Annotated in this window: 19 protein-coding genes and 2 pseudogenes; 6 read left to right on the forward strand and 15 right to left on the reverse strand. The window is 35.3% G+C overall.

The window, feature by feature from the left end; genetic code table 11:
* Positions 1 to 193: 193 nt before the first annotated feature.
* From ltrA (ADJ83_RS01250) to nrdD (ADJ83_RS01265), 4 genes and pseudogenes are all read right to left on the reverse strand, one after another.
* On the reverse strand, positions 194 to 2131 hold the full coding sequence (gene ltrA / locus ADJ83_RS01250) for a group II intron reverse transcriptase/maturase (protein ID WP_109768565.1): 1938 nt from the start codon (positions 2129 to 2131) through the stop codon (positions 194 to 196).
* 726 nt (positions 2132 to 2857) lie between these two features.
* Positions 2858 to 4084 (reverse strand): annotated as a pseudogene (gene nrdD / locus ADJ83_RS01255) (anaerobic ribonucleoside-triphosphate reductase); the annotation flags it as partial.
* A gap of 88 nt (positions 4085 to 4172) precedes the next feature.
* Positions 4173 to 6032, reverse strand: coding sequence for a group II intron reverse transcriptase/maturase (ltrA, locus tag ADJ83_RS01260; protein WP_031536806.1), 1860 nt, complete (start codon positions 6030 to 6032; stop codon positions 4173 to 4175).
* Between the two features lie 693 nt (positions 6033 to 6725).
* Positions 6726 to 7301, reverse strand: a pseudogene (gene nrdD / locus ADJ83_RS01265) (anaerobic ribonucleoside-triphosphate reductase); the annotation flags it as partial.
* A 211-nt stretch (positions 7302 to 7512) separates the two neighbouring features.
* Here nrdD (ADJ83_RS01265) and ADJ83_RS01270 point away from each other — a divergent pair.
* From ADJ83_RS01270 to ADJ83_RS01285, 4 genes are all read left to right on the forward strand, one after another.
* Positions 7513 to 8235 (forward strand): alpha/beta hydrolase, encoded by a 723-nt coding sequence (locus ADJ83_RS01270; protein WP_031536804.1) that lies wholly within the window; start codon positions 7513 to 7515, stop codon positions 8233 to 8235.
* Between the two features lie 227 nt (positions 8236 to 8462).
* Complete coding sequence (locus ADJ83_RS01275) at positions 8463 to 8975, forward strand: 2'-5' RNA ligase family protein (protein WP_031536803.1); 513 nt, start codon at positions 8463 to 8465, stop codon at positions 8973 to 8975.
* A gap of 4 nt (positions 8976 to 8979) precedes the next feature.
* Positions 8980 to 9405 carry a GNAT family N-acetyltransferase gene (locus ADJ83_RS01280; RefSeq protein WP_031536802.1) on the forward strand — a complete coding sequence of 142 codons (426 nt, stop codon included), beginning with the start codon at positions 8980 to 8982 and terminating at the stop codon, positions 9403 to 9405.
* Positions 9406 to 9555: 150 nt separating this feature from the next.
* The gene (locus ADJ83_RS01285; RefSeq protein ID WP_031536801.1) at positions 9556 to 10239 is read left to right on the forward strand and encodes a YetF domain-containing protein; all 684 of its coding nucleotides are present in this window, start codon (positions 9556 to 9558) and stop codon (positions 10237 to 10239) included.
* A 6-nt stretch (positions 10240 to 10245) separates the two neighbouring features.
* Here the strand turns inward: ADJ83_RS01285 and ADJ83_RS01290 are convergent, their stop codons facing one another.
* Complete coding sequence (locus ADJ83_RS01290; protein ID WP_031536800.1) at positions 10246 to 10503, reverse strand: hypothetical protein; 258 nt, start codon at positions 10501 to 10503, stop codon at positions 10246 to 10248.
* Between the two features lie 160 nt (positions 10504 to 10663).
* Here ADJ83_RS01290 and ADJ83_RS01295 point away from each other — a divergent pair, with 160 nt between their 5' ends.
* Entirely contained in the window at positions 10664 to 12982 is a 2319-nt protein-coding gene (locus ADJ83_RS01295) for an ATP-dependent helicase (protein WP_031536799.1), read from the forward strand.
* A 92-nt stretch (positions 12983 to 13074) separates the two neighbouring features.
* Here the strand turns inward: ADJ83_RS01295 and ADJ83_RS01300 are convergent, their stop codons facing one another.
* From ADJ83_RS01300 to ADJ83_RS01325, 7 genes are all read right to left on the reverse strand, one after another.
* Complete coding sequence (locus ADJ83_RS01300; protein ID WP_031536798.1) at positions 13075 to 13329, reverse strand: stage VI sporulation protein F; 255 nt, start codon at positions 13327 to 13329, stop codon at positions 13075 to 13077.
* A 187-nt stretch (positions 13330 to 13516) separates the two neighbouring features.
* Positions 13517 to 13636 (reverse strand): YjcZ family sporulation protein, encoded by a 120-nt coding sequence (locus tag ADJ83_RS24685; protein WP_081836596.1) that lies wholly within the window; start codon positions 13634 to 13636, stop codon positions 13517 to 13519.
* Positions 13637 to 13827: 191 nt separating this feature from the next.
* Positions 13828 to 14184, reverse strand: coding sequence for a stage V sporulation protein AE (gene spoVAE, locus ADJ83_RS01305; RefSeq protein ID WP_031536797.1), 357 nt, complete (start codon positions 14182 to 14184; stop codon positions 13828 to 13830).
* A 71-nt stretch (positions 14185 to 14255) separates the two neighbouring features.
* Positions 14256 to 15266, reverse strand: coding sequence for a stage V sporulation protein AD (spoVAD, locus tag ADJ83_RS01310; RefSeq protein WP_031536796.1), 1011 nt, complete (start codon positions 15264 to 15266; stop codon positions 14256 to 14258).
* Positions 15266 to 15748 (reverse strand): stage V sporulation protein AC, encoded by a 483-nt coding sequence (gene spoVAC, locus ADJ83_RS01315; protein WP_031536795.1) that lies wholly within the window; start codon positions 15746 to 15748, stop codon positions 15266 to 15268. The genes spoVAD and spoVAC overlap by 1 nt, the downstream gene beginning before the upstream one ends.
* A 12-nt stretch (positions 15749 to 15760) precedes the next feature.
* Complete coding sequence (locus ADJ83_RS01320; RefSeq protein ID WP_031536794.1) at positions 15761 to 16243, reverse strand: YhcN/YlaJ family sporulation lipoprotein; 483 nt, start codon at positions 16241 to 16243, stop codon at positions 15761 to 15763.
* 380 nt (positions 16244 to 16623) lie between these two features.
* The gene (locus ADJ83_RS01325; protein ID WP_031536793.1) at positions 16624 to 16980 is read right to left on the reverse strand and encodes a DUF1360 domain-containing protein; all 357 of its coding nucleotides are present in this window, start codon (positions 16978 to 16980) and stop codon (positions 16624 to 16626) included.
* Between the two features lie 160 nt (positions 16981 to 17140).
* Between ADJ83_RS01325 and ADJ83_RS01330 the strand changes: the two genes are divergently transcribed.
* Positions 17141 to 17629 carry a CotY/CotZ family spore coat protein gene (locus tag ADJ83_RS01330; protein WP_031536792.1) on the forward strand — a complete coding sequence of 163 codons (489 nt, stop codon included), beginning with the start codon at positions 17141 to 17143 and terminating at the stop codon, positions 17627 to 17629.
* Positions 17630 to 18023: 394 nt separating this feature from the next.
* On the opposite strand, the gene ADJ83_RS01340 is transcribed toward ADJ83_RS01330, so the two are convergent.
* From ADJ83_RS01340 to fabI, 3 genes are all read right to left on the reverse strand, one after another.
* Positions 18024 to 18317, reverse strand: a complete 294-nt coding sequence (locus ADJ83_RS01340) for an RNA polymerase alpha subunit C-terminal domain-containing protein (protein ID WP_031536791.1) — start codon at positions 18315 to 18317, stop codon at positions 18024 to 18026.
* Between the two features lie 305 nt (positions 18318 to 18622).
* Positions 18623 to 19132 (reverse strand): CotO family spore coat protein, encoded by a 510-nt coding sequence (locus ADJ83_RS01345; RefSeq protein ID WP_031536790.1) that lies wholly within the window; start codon positions 19130 to 19132, stop codon positions 18623 to 18625.
* Positions 19133 to 19311: 179 nt separating this feature from the next.
* A complete protein-coding gene (gene fabI / locus ADJ83_RS01350; RefSeq protein WP_031536789.1) occupies positions 19312 to 20085 on the reverse strand; it encodes an enoyl-ACP reductase FabI in 774 nt (257 codons plus the stop codon).
* Between the last annotated feature and the right edge of the window lie 226 nt (positions 20086 to 20311).

The raw sequence follows: 20311 nt of genomic DNA on the forward strand, positions 1-20311 counted from the left end.
TTGGTTCCTCCTGTTGTCAGGTTTTCCTCCGTAAACAATCATTTCAGATTGAACTTTTCCCCCGCTCCACACCGTACGTGAACCTTTCAGCTCATACGGCGTTCCATCGTTTTCACATTCTATTTGTTTTAAACATTACTTACACACTTCGAAGAAGATATATTTCACTGTATATTCGTTTCTTTACCCAACGCTAAATTTCTTCTACAATACTTTCTACTTTGGCTATTAATCTTAATTTGTTCAGTTTTCTTAGCTGTTTCTCATTTAATCCCAATATCTTTAGATATTTATTAAGTGTCTCTTTTTTTGTTGCGTGAATTAGTTTATGCACTGTTTCTGAGACAATTAATAAATTCGAGTAGTTGTCACTGCCTCCATATTGTTTCGGAACCTTATGATGACAATGTATATCATGCGCTTCTAACAATTCATTTGTCACTGCACATTTTCCATATTGTGCAGCATACAATGATATTCTATTATCTGCGTATTCTATAGACTGACCCTTTACTGGATTTCGCATTAACCATCTTAGTACGCCCGTATCAAACTTTAAATTTTGATGTTTTAATGCTCTTCCTTCTTTTGTATATCTATTAATCTTTCGAGTTCTTGACATTGGGATTTTATTTGAAACAAAACCTATCGGAAGAATATAGTGATTTCTCAGATATCTTAATCTTCTAGATTTACCATACCATTTTAGAACACTTGACTTGTATATACCGATATCTTTCATATTACCTTTTGGTTCTTTGCTTAAGCCTATTCTTGTTAGCCTATTCTTAAGCATATGACCTGTTCTCCATTCAATATTACGGCAATCTACTGATATATGTGTCGCTATACGATAATAATTATGAACACCCATTACTAATGCATTATATCTGCTTATTGCTTGATATTGTTTTTCTTTTTCTTGTGTGTTCTCAATTTTCTCGATTGCTTCTCTTATCTGTATTATGATTCTTTCCTTTGCCTTATCGCACATATAGGATCTAACAACCCATTTATTCTTTTTTGGGCTTAAGTGGACTTTTAGCTTATAACCAAGGAACTCTGAATATTTCTTACGAAGATTGACTATTTTCGATTTTTCTTTACATATGTCAAGTTTCAATCTTTCTTCTAGCCATTTCTTTGTTCCTTCAAAGGTTCTTATTGCTTCATTATAGCTTTTGCAAAAGATTTTAAAATCATCTGCATATCTTACTATAAATATTGGTTTTAACTTTGAGTCTTTTTTAAGCTTCGAATATTTTGCTGAGTTATCAACTGAACCATTTTTCCTTATATAAGGTTTGTATGGACTACGCATAGGAAAGCTTTCCCATTGTGATTCAATCCATTTATCTAGTTCATTTAATACTACATTTGCTAACAAAGGTGATAATATTCCACCTTGTGATGTTCCTTTTGTCGGATATATTACTTTTCCGTTTTCAAGTACCACAGGTGCTTTTAGCATTGCTTTAATTATTGATAACAACTTCTTATCTCTGACTCCTAGTGTCCAAAGTTGTTTTATTAATTTACTATGCCAAACATTATCAAAGAATCCTTTGATGTCCACATCTACCACGTAGTGCATGTTTGAATTTTGCATTAATTGCATAACTCTTGCTATTGCATTTTCAGCAGAACGGTCAGGTCTGAAACCATAGGAGTGATAATAAAATTTAGCTTCAACTATTGGTTCTATTACTTGCTTTATACATTGCTGTACAATGCGGTCAATAATGGTTGGTATTCCTAAAAGTCTTTTCTTACCATCCCTTTTTGGTATTTCTACCCTTCTTACTGTATTTGGTCGGTAATTACTGAACTTTCTATTGATTAATTTTAAGTAGTCTTCTTCATTTAGCTTTGATAAGTCATCAATTGTTCTACCATCTATTCCTGGAGTATTGCTTCCGTCATTCTTCTTTATATTTCTATATGCCAACATTATGTTCTCTGGTGTTGTTATCAACTCAATTAAACTGTTGAAATTTTTTCCTTTTGTGCTATCTTCATATAATCTATCAAATGTTGTTTGCATATCGTAATATTCCGAGTGACGTATTTGACTTATCTTCGGTAACTTCTTTTTCAGTGTTTTATTCTGCTTCGAAGTCAACACAGGCATCCCTCCTTTATTGGATGGATTTTCTTTGTCATACTCGAAGCTGTGTTTATAATGTTTTCAATTTAAAATGTAAATACGACTTGAGGCTATCCCTCCATGGATTATTATCTCCACTTCAACGGTACTATGCCTCTGCTCTCACCAAGATTAAAGATAGTTATATCCTTATGAATTTCCTATCTAACGCTTCACTAGCCTACAACTGCCTCAACGTTCTTGGCTTTCCACGTTCCAACAATCCTATCATTTAAGTTCCTTAGGTGCTTCCTTTGAGCCTGATTGCTTGACATCGCCTTTAACGATGTAAGGATTTTCGTGGTTACCGTGCTACTCATCCTCACAATCTCCAATTACCATGGAGCCATACATTTCTGTATGGTATCACTAAGACCCTTTCATTCGGAAGTTCGTCAGTACCTTTCTTATGAAGCTTGTACATTCTCACCATAGAACTTGACACCCGACCTATCATTTACAACCTCCACCTCTGGAGATATTTCCTCATCAAACTTATATTGTTTATGTTAGGGTAAACTTCAGTCGACTTCACCGAGCTTCTGACCAATCATTTGTTGTACGATTCTTAGCCAGTCGGAGTATCAGTGGGGACATTTCAGGGCGTTACTCCATCATTCTATCCCTTAGATTGTCAGTTCTCCAAAGTTTGTCTCATTACTTAATGTAATAATTCAACTTCGTGCTTAACCTTTTCAGTTAAGAACGTGTCACACGATATCCAGTAATTCTTCGTATCCGTTCAATCTTTGTCTCTTCCTTTTCTCCACACTTAGGACATTCGTTATCAATAATCCCTTTATAGCCACAGCTTATGCAACGATCCACTGGATGATTAATACTTCCATAGCCAATCCCTGATTCTTTCATTGTCCGGACGATTTTCTCCATCGCATCCATATTTTTACTAGCATCACCATCTAGTTCGACATATGTTATATGACCCGCATTCGTTAAAGAATGAAATGGTGCTTCCCGTTTAATTTTTTCATAAATAGATATTGGATAATAGACGGGGATATGAAAACTATTAGTAAAATAATCTCTATCCGTCACTCCTCTAATAATTCCAAACTTCTTTCTAGTTGCCCGTAATGCTTTTCCCGCAAAGGATTCCGCAGGTGTTGCAAGCAGTGAATAGTTCAGCTGATATTTTTCCATTGCTTGATCCGCTTTTTGGCGCATAAACTGAACAATGCGCAAACCAAGCTCATACGCCTTTTCGCTTTCTCCATGGTGAAAACCAAGCAAAGAAACTAAACACTCTGCTAAACCAACAAACCCAATCGATAATGTTCCTTGCTTTAAAAGTTCATCTAGTTGAGCATCCATCTGTAGCTCTTCTCCACCTTGCCAAACTCCTTGTCCATATAAAAATTTAAAATTTGCTACTTTTTTCTTTCCTTGGTAATGATATCTTTCTAGCAGTTGTTCAATAACCAAGTCTATCGTTTCATTCAATTTATAAAAAAACGATTCTATTGTATTGGACTCTAAGCCAAGCAAAGGGAGATTAATACTTGTGAAAGATAAATTCCCTCTTCCAATTGTTTGTTCCCTTCCATGGATATTTCCCATTACTCTTGTTCGGCATCCCATTGTTGCAACTTCTGAATGAGGAGTACCGTCATAATACGCTAAATTAAATGGCGCATCGATAAAAACAAAGTTAGGAAATAATCTTTTACTTGTTGTCTCAATTGCTAAACGAAATAAATCATAGTTTGGATCTTCTTTTTGATAATTTATTCCATCCTTCACTTTAAATACGATGATAGGAAAAATTGCCGTTTCGCCAGCACCAAGACCTGCTTGTGTTGCGAGTAGCAAGTTCTTTGTTAACATTCTTCCTTCCCTCGATAGATCTGTCCCTAAATTTACTGAAACAAATGGAGTCTGCCCCCCACCTCTTGAATAGTGATAGGTAACATTTTGAAGTTATCACCATGTTTTCCCCCACTCTACACCGTACGTGAACCTTTCAGCTCATACGGCGTGCCATCGAAATAGTAAAATCAAAAATTTACTAAAAGGTAATGTTGTAATTTCCCACTAGCTTTCGGAGTTCGTTAATCTTTTTCATTTCCTCCTCCTGAAGGCTATATCTCTTAATGAGACGCTTCTGTGTCCTGTCATTATTAGTGTGTACTAGCAAGTGAATATTGGTAAGGAGATATACTAGGTTACTGTATTCATCCGTTCCACCTTTTTGTCTTGGTATTTTATGATGACATTCCATATCATTGATTGTTAGTTCTAATCCTGTAACAAAACATCTACCGTGTTGAGCAGAATATAGCGAAATTCGGTTATCATTATATTCAATACTTCGATAGACTATAGGATTTTCCATAATATGTTTAAGGACGAATTGGTTAATATTGATTAATTTATCATGAACAAGCTTTCTACCTTCATCTGTATAATTGGATATTCTTCTATTAAATAAGGTTGGTCGCCTGAACTTGATACCTGAGATTGGATATAATGCAATTTTATGCATAAAGTATTGTTTTCGATGAGCATATTGACCATAGTGCTTTTTGTATGTTTCAGAAAAATGCCCTCGATGTGAAACACATTTTTTCCATCTCTGTTTTAATCTGTATAACGTATCGTTCTCAATGTCACTGAAGTCCCTGTTAACGTTGGTTGCAATACTGTAGTAGTTGTGCACCCCAATAATAAGTGAGTTTAGCTTATACACTTCTTTTGGAGTGTTGCTATTTTCTATTTCGTCTATTTTCTTACGTATCTCTGATTTAATTCGAATTTTCTCTTCGTCAACCATATGTGATTTGATAACGTAGCGTTTTTTCTTCCTTTGTACTTTAATCTTAATGCCAAGGAACTCTGTATAGTTTTTCTTAAGATTTACAATACTTGATTTCCTTTCGTTAACTTCTAAGTTTAACCTTTCCTTAAGCCAGTTGATAGTTGCAATATAAAGCTTTTTGGCATTTTCATAGCTATTAGTTAGGATTCGGAAGTCATCTGCATATCGGACGAAAAAGCACTGTTTTAATTTGGTTCCGTTTCTAAGTGCATTCAATTTATTTGAATTATTTTTGTAAGGTAAATTTTTAAAGTTCCCCTTACCATTTCCTCCACAGCGCTGTTTTGCAGGAAATTCAATCCATTGTGAAGCAATCCACCAGTCAAGCTCATTTAGTACAATGTTTGACAGAAGTGGGGAGAGGATTCCTCCCTGAGGTACACCTTTTGATGATTTTCCCTCATTTTTCATTTCTGCTTTTAACATTTTACTAATTATTGAGATTAACTTTTTGTCTTGAATGCCTAAGCTCCAAATTTGTTTTAGAAGTTTTCCGTGATTAACATTATCGAAAAATCCTTTAATATCGACATCTACAGAGTATAAACATTTGGAGGAGTGAACATAGCTGTAAAATTTTGCAATTGCGTGTTGAGTACTCCTATTTGGTCTGAAACCATAGCTTTCATTAAAGAATTTAGCTTCACAGATAGGTTCCAAGACTTGTTTTATACATTGTTGGATAAGCCTGTCTTCAATTGTCGGAATTCCTAAAGGACGTAAATCCCCATTTGGTTTAGGAATCAATTTCCTTTTTACTGTTTGTGGTTGATAGTTGTTAAGCCTTCTTCTAACGTAAGAGATGACGTCGTTAACATTTTCCACACCAATATCTAAGATAGTTCGTCTGTTCGTACCACTAGTTTTACTCCCTCTATTTTTCTTAATGTTTCTGTATGCTAGTTTGATATTTTCCTCGCTAATAATAATTTCATAGAGGTTTTTGAACACATTGCCTTCATTAGATTCGAGATATAGCTGGTCATAGACTTCCTGAATATTGTAATATTCATTGTACCGTAGACTTTTCTTCTTTTTAGCCATAGTCATAAGTCGGTGTTACCACCTCTCTTAGTCATACTCGAACCTTATGATTATTACAAAAGAACCATGATTTTACTATTTCGACTAGAGGCTATCCCTCCACCATGTTTCCATGGCTTCAAAGGTACTGTGCCTCCGCTCTCACTCGGATTTAATACCTTATAACAAATTGCTTTTGAACCGTATTTACGCCTCATTGGTGGTTAATCCTCTGCGTTCCGAGCTTTCCCCGTTCCGATATTCTTATCCTTTCATATACCCTTAGGTTCCATCTATGAGCCTGCTTGAACGTCATCACCTTTAATGATGAAGGGTGTTTCATAATGCACCATTTTACTAAACCCCTCAAGCACCTAACAATGTAGGCATATGCATTTCTACATATCACACTATAGACTCTTTAGGTCAATGGTTCGTCGGTGGTTTGCCAACCACATTCTAACCATAGGTATTTTATGGACTCCCGGCATATGTGCTACGCTATTCACCTCTGAATAGGTTTCGAATCAAAAAGATTTTCGGTTGCTCTCTGCCGACTTCACCGAGCTTCGTACCATCAAATGTTAACCCATTATCAGGCACGTCGGAGTATCAGAGGAAGCATTTCAAGGCGTTACCCTATCATTCTACTTCTCAGAATATCAGTTCTAACAATAAAAAAATTGTTGTACCAGCTTTTCACTAGTAAACGGGTCACACATGCATCGAGTTACAATTATGTATAAATGCCTCACAAGCTTGGTAAGTTTCTCTTTCTGTCCATTTCCAAGCACTACGTTCCAACTCTTCACTGTCATCTATTAAGTCACTTAAACGAAGCTTATTTTGGCAGTATGTTTTATATACATATGGTGCTAGATCATAGTCTAACATTGGGATAGATTGTCCCCCGTGTTGCTGATTTTGGTTAGCTTGTAAAATGATGGATGTAAGCGCCATTGCACTCATAATAGATTTTGGCTCTCTCATAAATCCATGACCAGTATTAAACCCATTTTTTAAGAGTTTAGCTAATGGGATTTGACAGCAAGTTGTCGTACCAGAAGAAAAAAAATCAAGATCATGAATATGAATATATCCTTCTTGATGTGCCTCTCTCACCTCTTTCTTTAACAAATGCTCCATTGTATAATACTTGGAAGCAGTAGCAGCAAATTGCATCATATGACTCATCGGTGACATCCCATCAATATTTGCATTTTCTTGGATAAAGTCTTGATTATTGTTTTTCATTATTTCATCAAACTCACTTACTAATTGGACATTCTTGCCCATCTAACTCACTCCATTCATAAAGGAATCTTTACCCATTATAATGGCATTTCTTTTAATAAATCTATATATTGTGTTAAATTCACAAAATATACACAATATATAGATTAACTTAAGTTTCCCCTTCTGTGAACCTGACCTCCTACTATCCATGAAGAATTATTATTGATACACTATTGGTAAATTCAGTGACAAAGAAAGGATAAGGATAACGATGACTAAAGGGACAATAAAAGAGGAAACTTTATTTAGCAAAGAATTAGGCGAAGAAATAACATTACTAATCAATCTTCCTCCTGCCTTCTCCCCTCTTTATAAATACCATTTGCTAATCGCACAGGATGGGAAAGATTATTTTCAATTCGGTCGAATTGGAAGAGTGGCTGATGAATTACATGCAAATCATCAAATAGCGGAGACTATCATTGTTGGAGTCCCTTATTCGTCTGTCCATGATCGTCGGGAAAAATATCATCCAGATGGCCCTCAAAATACAGCATATATCCGCTTCTTGGCACATGAACTTGTTCCTTATCTAGATGAACAGTTTCCAACTTATCATATGGGATTAGGACGTGGGCTGATTGGAGATTCATTAGGCGCTACCGTATCCTTAATGACTGCATTAAAATATCCACATACCTTTGGCAAACTCTTGCTGCAATCTCCATTAGTAAATGAGAAGGTATTACAAGCCGTTCGCAAGTTCGATTCCTATCATTTACTAGAAATTGATCATATTATAGGTACAGGTGAAACTGCCGTAAAGACAACAATCCAAACAACAGAAGATTTCCTTACACCAAATAGAGAGATGGCGCATCATCTTAAATCAACAAACTCTGATTATACTTTTGAAGAATTTGATGGAGATCATACATGGAAGCATTGGCAACCATATATAGCCAAAATGCTAATAAGAATGTTTCCTTCCTAATTGGAAACTAATTTCGTTTAGCTTTTTTAAGCAATCGTGAAAGTCACTCCTCGTATAAAGACATGAGGGGTTGCTTGCTAAACATTAGATTTTTTCTGAAATCTTTGAACTTAAAAGAATAATTTTGTTATAATATCTTACATATAGAACATTGAAATCGTAATAATAGATAGTCCATTTTCTATATCTTTAAATAATGTTTTTATAATGAAATGGAGGTCCATCAAATGAAATATGGTATTGCTATTTTTCCTGGAAAAGACTTGCAGGATTTGGCCAATTCCCTTCGTAAACGATATGATCCGAAGTATGCTTTAATCCCGCCACATATTACATTAATTGGTGATTTTGAAGCGGGAAACGAAGAAATTGGAGAAGTAAGTAAGAAACTTGCAACGATTGCAAGTCATTATCATTCTATTCCTATAAAAGTATCAAAAGTAAGTTCTTTTAAACCCGTCAGCAATGTGGTCTATTTAAAGATTGAACCAAATTCTGATTTAGAACACCTTCATCAAGAGCTAATTAGTACATTGGGAGTTAGTCCAGAGCATCCATTTGTTCCACATATTACTCTTGGCCAAAATTTATCGAGTGATGAGCATTTGGATTTATACAGCAATTTACGGATGCAAAACTTTCATTTTGAGGAAAAATCAGACCGCTTCCATTTGCTTTATGAATTGGAAAATGGATCATGGACTGTTTATGAAACTTTTAGGTTAGGAAAGGAATCGTGAAAAAGTGGAAGTAATCGTCGTGAAAACAGATAAAGAATTAGAAGATGCATACTTTGTACGTAAAACAGTATTTGTAAAAGAACAACATGTACCAGTCGAAGAAGAAATAGATGAATTCGAACAGAACAGTACACATTTTGTACTTTATGATGACAATAAAAAACCAATAGGTGCTGGTCGCTATCGATCATTCGATGAGTATGGAAAAGTGGAAAGAATATGTATCCTATCTACCAATCGAAAAGGTGGCGCTGGGAAAGCGGTCATGAATAAAATAGAAGAATATGCCTTAAATAACGGTACTCCTGCTTTAAAGCTTAATGCTCAAACACATGCTATTCCATTTTATAGCAAACTAGGATATGAAGTTATTTCCGAGGAATTTTTAGATGCCGGTATTCCTCATAAAACAATGATAAAAAAATTATAATGTTATTTGGTTGTCCCAAGATGCAATCTTTCCTCTAAAAGGATATCGATTATAGCATCATAATTGGGCAGCCTTTTTATTTACAACCTAAAGCTTTAGGTTTAACTTTCATGGATTTGCCTAAAATAGATGTTGGAAAGGGTGGGTTGCATGGAATTCAAACATATATTTAGTGAACTTATTATCGGGTATTTTTTGTTGCTTCTTTTAACAAAAATCTTAGGAAAAACCCAAATCACTCAGATTACTACCTTTGACTTTGTTTCTGTTTTGGTACTAGGGGAGCTTGTAGGGAATGCTATGTATGATACAGAAACAGGAATTAAAGAAATTACCTATTCTATCCTGCTTTGGGGAGCTTTAATCTATGTTACAGAATTTATTACACAAAAATTCCGAAAAACTAGACAGCTATTCGAAGGAAAGCCATCTATTGTTATAAATAAAGGCAAAATTGATTTTCATGAACTTAAGAAAAACCATTTGGATATAAACCAGTTACAACATTTACTCCGTGCAAAAGATGTATTTTCGATTGCCGAGTGTGCTTATGCTATTTTAGAAACGGACGGCACCATAAGTGTATTAAAGAAATCTGCATATTCAAATCCGACTAAGCAAGATATGAAAATACCAATTGAAACCACTTCACTTCCGATAAGTGTCATTTTAGATGGTGAAATCATAAGAGAAAACTTACCTCGAATAGGCTGGTCCGAGGACCAATTAATGAAAGAATTAAACAGCCAAAATATTCCATCTTATAAAGATATCCTTTATGCAGAATGGCGCGAAGGCTCTCCCTTATATGTACAGAGCTATGATATGAAGTAATTTCCTTTATACTTGTGCATGAAAATAAGTACCCTTTCCAGTTAATTGAGCAATTAGCTGCTCATTGGCTACTTTTAATTCATGCATGTTGTTTTTTGGAGAAAAAGGCTTGGAAGAAGATTTCTCCTCTTGATTAGCTGGAAGATTAGCAATCTTGGCCACAGGATATGTAGCTTCTTTTTTATAGATTTTTGTTTTGCTGACAATATCTCTCACCGCATACTGCTCTGCTTGAAAATGAGTGATTGGTAAGATATATCCCATCTTAATCAGTCCTTTCCTTCTATATATAGAATCTTTTCCCTTCTTTCCCACATGTTAAACCATTTTTCTACACTTTAAACAATCCTTTGTTTTTGATATGATAGATATTATTTCACAACAGATATGGATAGATGTATTAAAAATAGATTCGAGGTTTCCTATGTTAACAGCTTTAAATTATGATAGATTCATTTCATTAAATACAATTGATAGACAAGAATTGCAGAAAGTTTATGAAGCTGGCAAAAATGGGCTTCTTGCCTGCACTGTATGTGGAGAGGCGGTAAAGCTTTATTTAGGAATAAAGAGTGCTCCCTATTTTTATCATTATTCTTCTAAACAACCATGTGCGACAGAAGACTTATCCAATGTTCAGGAAGAACAAGCTGCTACCATTGATATAGACGATGAAAAAACAAATGGATTTCGATTACCAAAGAGCAGAAGTATTTTAAAAATTGTTACCGAAAGCCCAACTTTTAAACCGCCTATGACTATTAAAGCAACGATTCATACATCTGAATTAGCGAATAGTCTACCAGTTACTTATCCAAAGGAATCTTATTTAAATATGCTCGCGCAAAACGGTTATTCAGTTGATGCTACCCAAAGTAAAGCTGTTACAATCGACGAGGGACCGATTCTTATTCTAGCAGGAGCAGGAAGTGGTAAGACGCGAGTATTAACAATGCGAGCCGCTTTTCTAATTCACGAGAAAAAAGTTGATCCGTCGACAATTATGCTCGTTACTTTCACCAATAAAGCCGCAAACGAAATGAAGGAACGATTATTACACTACCCAATGATGAACAAAAGTGTAGTACAAAAGATTGTTTCTGGAACTTTCCATAGTATTCTCTATCAAATATTGATTTTTCATGAACGAGAAAAATGGCAACGTAATAAACTACTAAGCAGTAATTGGCAAAGAGAGCTTTTATTAAAGGAAATAGCAAGGGAAGAGCAAATGGATGAGAAAGACTTCCCATTTGATGCAGCCCTTCAATTAATAAGCGCCTGGAAAAACAGCATGCTATCCCCCAATAATGTGGAGCCTGATAATGACTGGGAACAAAAAGTTGTACAGTTATATACCGGCTATGAGACGAAAAAACAACAACGAAATCTATATGATTTTGATGATATGCTTCTTGGCGGCTATCGTTTTTTTGTGGATAACCCAGCTATTTTAGCAACCTATCAAAAACGCTTTACTCATTTCTTATTAGATGAATTTCAAGACATAAATAAAGTGCAATATGAGTGGATAAAGCTAATGGCAGGTTCAGCTAAATCCATTTATGCAGTGGGTGATGATGATCAATCTATCTATTCTTTTCGAGGCAGTGATCCAAAATACCTGTTAGATTTTGAAAAAGATTATCCAAATTCACAGACAATTATTCTTGATTATAATTACCGCTCTTCACAAGAAATTGTGTCTGCAGCAAAATCAACCATTAGCAAAAATACAAAGAGACGTGCTAAAAAAATGATTACAGGATATTCAGGAAAGCCCCCAATTGGGTTCTATCCTTATGACGAAGAAGAAGAAGCGACGATGATTTTGACAGATATTCAGGAAAAGATAAAATTAGGTTATGAGCCAAAGGATTTTGCAATTCTCTTTCGTACAAACACGAATAGTCGTGCCATGTTTGAGCGATTAGCATCCTCTAGTTTACCATTTAGATTGGAACAGGATACTGGTTCCTTCTACCAAAGGTTTATCGTAAAAAGCATGTTGTCCTATTTAAAACTCATTGATGATCCAGATAACCAACAAGCTGTTGGTGATATCCTGCCTACTCTCTTTTTGAAAAAATCCGTTTTGCAGGATATTAAAGCAACGAGTATTTTAGAAGATTGCAGCTTTTTAGATTGCCTCCATTTTATTAAAACAGGGTTTGCCTTTCAAGAAAGCAAGCTAAAAAAAATTCCAAATACATTAAAGGGATTAATAAATCGTTCTCCGCTTGATGCCATTAATTATATAGAAAAAGAATTAGGCTTTCAGGAATTTATTAAAAAACGAGGAAATGAAGGGAATCAATGGGATAAAGGGTCTGACGATATTCGCGATTTAAAGGTCGTTGCACGAAAATTTAATTCCATTAAAGAATTTGTGCAATATACGGATCATATGATGGCGATGAATGAAGAATTACGCAAGCAATATAAAAATGAATCCAACGTAATTACCTTAAGTACTATTCATCGTGCAAAAGGATTAGAGTATAAAACCGTATATATACTCGGTGCGGTTGATGGGTCTATCCCTCATGACTTTGCATTAGAGTCATCCCGAAATAATAATATTTTCCCCCTTGAAGAAGAGCGTCGGCTTCTTTATGTTGCGATGACAAGGGCACAAAAAGAACTATTTCTGTCCATTCCTATGTATCTAAGAGGAAAAAAAGCTAAGGAATCACGTTTTTTATTGCCCTTGTCGATGTCTCCTTTTGTTCAATTAGATTAATTTTAAAAGCCATCGTAAAACACTATTGTTCATTGGACAAACAAAAAATAGGGTAACTTTTCAGAGATTTTGATCAGTTACCCGTTTTCCTCTTACTTTTTGTTAATCATTTTAGATAGCGTATTAAAATCCAGCTGCTTGCCGTCTTTTACAATAGATTCAACTATTTTATCCTCTGTTTGCTTTGGTACAGATTTACCAGCAATTTGTGATACTCTTCGAATAACACTTCTCACTGTTTTTTCATCTTTAAAATTTGCGTTTTGTAAGGAATTTGCTAGTTCCAAAATATCTTTCATATTTACGCCAGTTTTTGATTCTATGTTTTTAAAGAAATTATTGTTCATACACGTGTTTCCTCCTTAGGTGAGCTACTTTACATTGTATGAAGCAATAGAAAAAAGGTGAAAACCCGGTGAAGAGAAAAGGCAAAAATGATTAAGAAGCGTAGCAGATTATTGCTATTAAAAATCCATACTAAAATCCAAAAATATAAAAGGAGCTCTCTTTAAAAGAGAGCTCCTCTTCCCATGATTAGTTGTAGAAGCTAGCTCCTACGATTACTAACAAGATAAATAAAACAACGATTAAAGCAAAAGAAGAGATTCCTCCTCCGCTATAGCCGCCACCATAGCCATATCCGCCATAACACATTCCTACTTCACCTCGCTTCTCCTTGTACTCATTATCAGAATATGGAGAATTGAAGTTTATGTATAGGCAAGCTACTAATAACGAATAGAATGTACGATTGTCATGAGTGTCCCTTCCTTTACTTTCCATGCATAAGGAACTATCATAAATTTCCTACCATTAATCAAAAAGTAAAGAATTTTCACATATTCTTACCCTTTTGGTTTAAAAATTAGAGCACCGATAAAACCGAATATAATAGCCGCAGATATCCCTGAACTCGTTACTTCAAACATCCCTGTTAATACACCAACAATGCCATGCTTTTCAGCTTCTTGCATTGCTCCATGTACTAATGCATTTCCAAAACTCGTTATCGGAATGGTAGCACCTGCACCTGCAAAATCGGCAAATGGCTCATATAATCCAAATCCATCCAGTACCGCACCTACTACGACTAATGTTGTTAACGTATGTGCAGGAGTTAGCTTAGCAACATCAAACATAAGCTGTCCAATAACACAAATTATACCTCCTATAACAAAGGCCCAAAAAAACATTGGGAGCATCCCTATTCCTCCTTTTTCCTATATTTCTTCCATGCGACAATCAGTAGGAAAGAAATTATCCTACTGATTTATTAAATTTCAATCGATACAGCGTGAGCGATACAAGGTATCGTTTCATTTTGTTGCACGGTTAATGGGGAAAGAAGCGCACCTGTTGCGACTAGAAGAATCCTTTTGTAGGTGCCTTTTTTCATTTCATTTAATAAATGTCCATAGAACACAGTTGCTGAACATCCCGCTCCACTTCCTCCAGATTGGACCGGCTGATCTTTTGTATAAACCAATAACCCACAGTCTTTAAATTTATTTTCATCTATACTCAATCCTTTTTCTTTTAATAAAGCTATCGCGGTTTCTCTCCCGATTCTTCCTAAATCACCTGTGACAATTAAATCATAGTGAGAGGGATCAATTTTTAAATCTTGAAAGTGTGCAAGTATTGTATCTACAGCTGCTGGAGCCATTGCTCCCCCCATATTAAATGGATCTGCTAATCCCATATCAACCACTTTGCCAATTGTGGCAGAGGTTGTGTAAGGTAATTGCCCAACTGATTGTCTACTTGTCACTAACGCCACACCTGCACCAGTTACAGTCCATTGTGCTGTCGGTGGTTTTTGCCCACCATATTCAGTTGGATAACGAAACTGCTTTTCAACCGCTGCATTATGACTAGAGGCACCTGTTAATACATTCGTAGCACCCTGATAATTCACCATGAAGGAAGCAAGAGCAAGACCTTCCATAGATGTAGAGCAGGCACCAAATAAACCGAAATAAGGGATTTTCAAGTCTCTTGCCGCAAAGCTTGAAGGGGTAATTTGATTAATTAAATCACCAGCTAAAAAAAACTGGATATCTTTTGGCTTTACTTCCCCTTTTTTTAAAGCTGTCTGTGCAGCTTCCTCTAGTAAGATCCGATGAGCCTGTTCATAAGAGGTTTTCCCCATCCATAAATCATCATGTAAAATATCAAAATCATTAGCTAACCTTCCATTTGCTTCAAAGGGACCTCCTGATACGCCGGTAGCTTTTATTACTGGATGATTTTGAAATACCCAGGACTGTTTACCTTGAAGCATTAGAATCCCCCCGTCATTAGAATGAATATTGTTTTAATAAGCGCGACCACAAAGGCTGAAAATACACCGAATAAAATAACGGAACCAGCGAGCTTAAAAATATTTCCCCCAACTCCAAGTACAAATCCTTCTGTACGATGTTCAATCGCTGCTGAAATGATGCTATTACCAAATCCTGATACAGGTACAGCACTTCCTGCTCCTGCAAACTGGCCCAAACGATCATAAATACCAAAACCAGTTAATAACATCGAAAGAAATATGACTGTAGCTGTTGTAGGGTTGCTTGATGTTTGTTCTGTAAAATGGAAAAAGTAAATGTAGAAATAAGAAATAATCTGGCCAATCATACATATTAATCCGCCGACAAAAAATGCTTTTATGCAATTTTTTAAAACCGGCCGTTTTGTTTCATATTGTTGTTCAAATTTTTCATATTGCTGTTGCTCTGGTGTTTTGTTTTTTTTCTTACTGTCTGCCATTTTATCCCCTCCTTACGTTAACTCATTATTTAATTTAATAATTTCTTTCAAACGCTTGTCTGCTTTTTCTTCACTAAATTCCGAATCTTGGATTTTATCCCTTAAGCGCATTGTCTCTAAGAAAATTTTAAAGTCACTAGAAACCGTAAATTTCTCCTCTGGATATTTAGATTTCAGCTTTTCCGTTAATTCTTTTTCAATACTTTTCATTTTAAAACGAGCCATCTGTTTCACTTTATAGGCTACTAACGTATCCTTCTTGCCTTTAACTACTGCTACATCATAAATGGACGAAATGGTATTTGTTTCTTCCTTTATCCCTTGGACCAATTCTTTTTGACCTACTTCGTCGGATTCTGTATAGATAACAACTGGTTCTGGATCTACCTTTTTCAGCATAGACCATCTGCTATTCGGCGTTTCTTTCTCACAACCAGTTAAGAAAACACATAAGCTAAAAATCAATATCAAAAAAGCGTGCTTTTTATTCGTCATATTCTTCCCTTCCTATGTAAATGATGAATTGATGTTTATATTTTCTTCTTTTTAAGCTTTAATTATTAGAGGTTTCTCTAACAATTAAAATCCAATTTTTACAAACTCTTTTTTAAAATAAAAAATACCCGCTCAAAGTCGGGTATTCTCCTTATTTTGCAGATTTTTTTCCGCAATTACATCCTGATTTTTTCTTTTTTGTTTTAGTTGTTGCTTTCGGCTTTTCTGTCCCTTTTACTTTAAATACTTTTTTCTCCAGCAACTCAATCCCTCCAATAATAATATCTATACACGAATAAAAACACTGTTCTCAAACGTGCCTTAACACATTGTATGACGGAATGAAATGCATGTGTAAACAACTAGCCTACCTAATGCAGTTAATCAACAAACACTCTTTGTAAGATAGCTTCAATTAAGGAAGCTCCTCCTGCTATCGCAAAGACAAGCACAAAAGGTCCACAAATGCTTGGAAAGATATAATATAAAAGGGTAAGGAAGATTGCGACCCACACACCAGTACACCAATAGCAGCTAATTAACTCTCCAAAGAAACCACGGATTTTTCCAGATTTAGGAACTATATAAACTTCTGTTTGCCCATCATTATTCTGTTCCTCTACTTCATCTAAAAACAACTTACGGAAAGATTCTGTCATTCGATCAAAAACAATTAATCTCGTTAGACGAAAGCTTGCCAAAATTAATAAAAAAAACTCCATCCATTGGATATCCATCTAGATTCTCCCCTCCAATCGACCAAGAAATAGTAAACGGATAGTCAGATGCCCAAATTTTGAGAAAAAAGGCGTTTGTCCGTAACCCATAAGGCTCTTCGGCAATATGTTAGTAATGTAAGAAACATAAAGAAAGAAACAAACAAGGAGGAAAACAATTATGGGTTGTGGAAAAAAAGAAGATATTTACGGTACATCCAGCTGTGTTTGCGAAGTGGTTCGTGCCATTAAAGATATCCAAGATAACGCTGAAGACACTTGCGAATGCGAAACTAACTGTTTCTCAGAGCCACTAGGATCACTTGTATCTCCAACAAAGCGTAAAAAAGCTGATACTCGTGTATTCGTTTTAAGTTCTGCTGATGGCTCTCCATTCCATGCATTTTATACAGGTTCAGACTGCAACTGCGTTTCTATCTTTTTCCGAGTAGAGGATGTTTTTGATAACTGCTGTGCAGTATTAAGAGTACTTGCTCCAATCGGTAAAGACGGAGAAACACTTGATATCGTTGGACACAAAGGAATCGATTTAAGCAAAATTTGTGAATTAGAAGGTTTTGTTCGCACTTCAAGTTGCATTACAGTTGACTTAAAATGCTTCTGCGCAGTTCAATGTATCGCTGACGTTGACTTAAATGTTTGTGACTAATAACGATAAAATTTATATGCTTTACCCTCGGAGGACGTCTATCTGGCTCCTCCATTTTTATGTTTACTCCTTTCTTTTTTCCATTACATTTTATGCACGGAAAAGAGTTACCATGTTACCAGACAAACCTATTCATCGCGATTCACAAATTTGTTGAATATTGGACAATAAAAGGGGGGCCGCATAATAAGCAGTTTCGATTATGTGGTGAAATTTTTTTTAAAAAGAATTCAAAATTACATATTATCTCAAAGCAAAAACGCATTTCATTCCCCTCTCAGTATGATAAGCGGTGATTATAAAGCTAATCTTTTTCAAGAGAAGGCATCTATCATAGGGAGGAAAAAATACTGAATTTGTCAAAAACGCCTTGTTTGATTAGTAATCCTTGTGTTTAGTCTTTGAATGATAACCCGTTTTCTTTTAATACAGACCTAAGTTTTGGTAAAGAAGCTGGTCCCATTCCGTGAAATTGCAAAATATCTTTCTCGCTATATTTTGATAGCTCCTTCAGCGATGTTATCCCATTGTTTTCCAATGCACGTCTTGCTGGTGCCGATAGCAATGAAAGAAATCCATTATTAGGTTTGCGTTCTGTCTCACAAATCGGGCAGGTTGGACAATCGCTGCTTTTAAAGTATTTGTGTCCCTTATCGCATGTTCTTAAAATTTTTTTTGAAGTAGTCATAAAATGTCTCCCTTTTTGCTATTATTTTTTCCTTCAATATATCTAGTTAAAGAATTTAATTCATCCTTTTTTCCGCAGTTCTCAATCTACCAAAGTTTACCTAATTCAATACTTTTATATTCGTTTAATTTAATATTAACATTAAACTCCGAATGTTGATAAATTACCAAAAGAAAAAGGAGTTATTCCAAATCAATGAACGGTTATAAATATATCATTAGCAGTAACCAATTTCGTAGATTACTGTATGTAATATATTTATACACCATCTAATTTGAAATAACTCCATTAATGCGATGAATTAATTAAATACCAATCATTCTTACTTCTTGAATCACAGCTATTTTTAAGGTGACGATCGACTGATCCATTAGTTTTATATCAACATTTCCGTCTGTTAAACCAACTATAAATCCACGAATATTCTCATTAGCCGTTATAACAATACACGGGACTGGTGGCAACTGCTTAGGAAAATTAAGTAAGTACTCTAATTTCTCGACTATCTCCATCTCTTTAAAGCTTTTTAACCGTTTAAAGGCAGGTTTTCTTGGAGATTTTTCCACTTGCTGCTCCTGATAATTTTGCATTTGTTCCTGGGTATTCATTGTGGAGGCTTGCTTTTCCGCTCCTTCTTTTGAGAGCTCTTTTGTTTCTTTGATCTCTTGGAGCATTTCTTCTTTTTGCTTTTTCTCCATCAGTTCTTTGTATTGCTTCTGTTTAGCAATTTTTGCAGAATAGCTTACTTGCATATTGCCTTCCATCTTTTTGGTACCAGACTGAGAAAGATAAGGCTTACTATTCTCACTGTACACAATTTTCACCTCCTAAAACATTAACCATATTTTTTATAGGATTCATCCTAATGTATGCATGATTTGCCTAATACGTAACTTTAATTATCAAAAAATGAAAAGAAGTGTATGTGGAAAGACGAAGTGGTTTGGTCAAAAAATAAGACAACCCATCAGCTGATGAGTTGTCTTTAATTGAATTAACCAACAATGTGGAAACCTGAATCTACATGAATATTCTCTCCAGTTATTCCTCTTGCTAGATCACTAAACAAGAACAATGCTGTATCTCCTACTTCTTCTGGAGTTGTTGTTCTTCTAAGTGGAGAACGCTCCTCGATTTCTTTTAAAATGGAATTGAAATCACTAATTCCTTTTGCAGATAATGTGCGAATTGGCCCTGCGGAAATAGAGTTCACACGAATACCTTCTTTTCCTAAATCAGCAGCTAAATAACGAACGCTTGCATCCAAGGAAGCTTTTGCAACACCCATTACATTATAATTTCTAATTGCACGCTCTCCGCCTAAATAAGTTAATGTAACAATACTTCCGCCTTCTGTCATTAAGCCTTTTGCTTCTTTAGCAACCGCGGTTAATGAATAGGAACTAATATTGTGCGCAAGTAAAAAACCGTCTCTTGTTGTATTCATATAGTCGCCTTGTAATTCTTCTTTATGAGCAAAAGCGATGCAATGAGCAATCCCATGAATTACCCCAACTTCTTTTTTTATTGCTTCAAAGCAAGTGGCAATTTCTTGATCATTAGTAACATCACATGGTAACACAATACTATCTGATGAATCTAAAGTAGCAACAAGGTCACGAACGCTTTTTTCTAATCTTTCCCCTGCATAAGTGAAAATTAACCGAGCACCAGCTTTATGCAAGGAAGTCGCAATTCCCCATGCAATACTTCTTTTATTTGCAACACCCATGACAACATAGGTTTTGCCCTTTAATGAAAAAGTCATTCTTATTCCTCCTATATACTATTACAAGTTATTAGTACCTAGTACTAATTTTACTACAAAAAAATAAAAAAAGAAAGCACTCATACAATAGGCACTTTCGTCATTTTTGTCATTAGCATACCGTATCGTCGTTATTATCTGTTGCTTTTTTGGGATTTTAGCTTTGCATTTTTTGTTAAAAAGGGCTTAGAGGCGCTTTCTCTGTTACCCTTTCGTCCTTCTTTTT

This window comes from Bacillus sp. 522_BSPC (genome assembly GCF_001076885.1).
Classification (GTDB): Bacteria; Bacillota; Bacilli; order Bacillales; family Cytobacillaceae; genus Niallia; species Niallia hominis.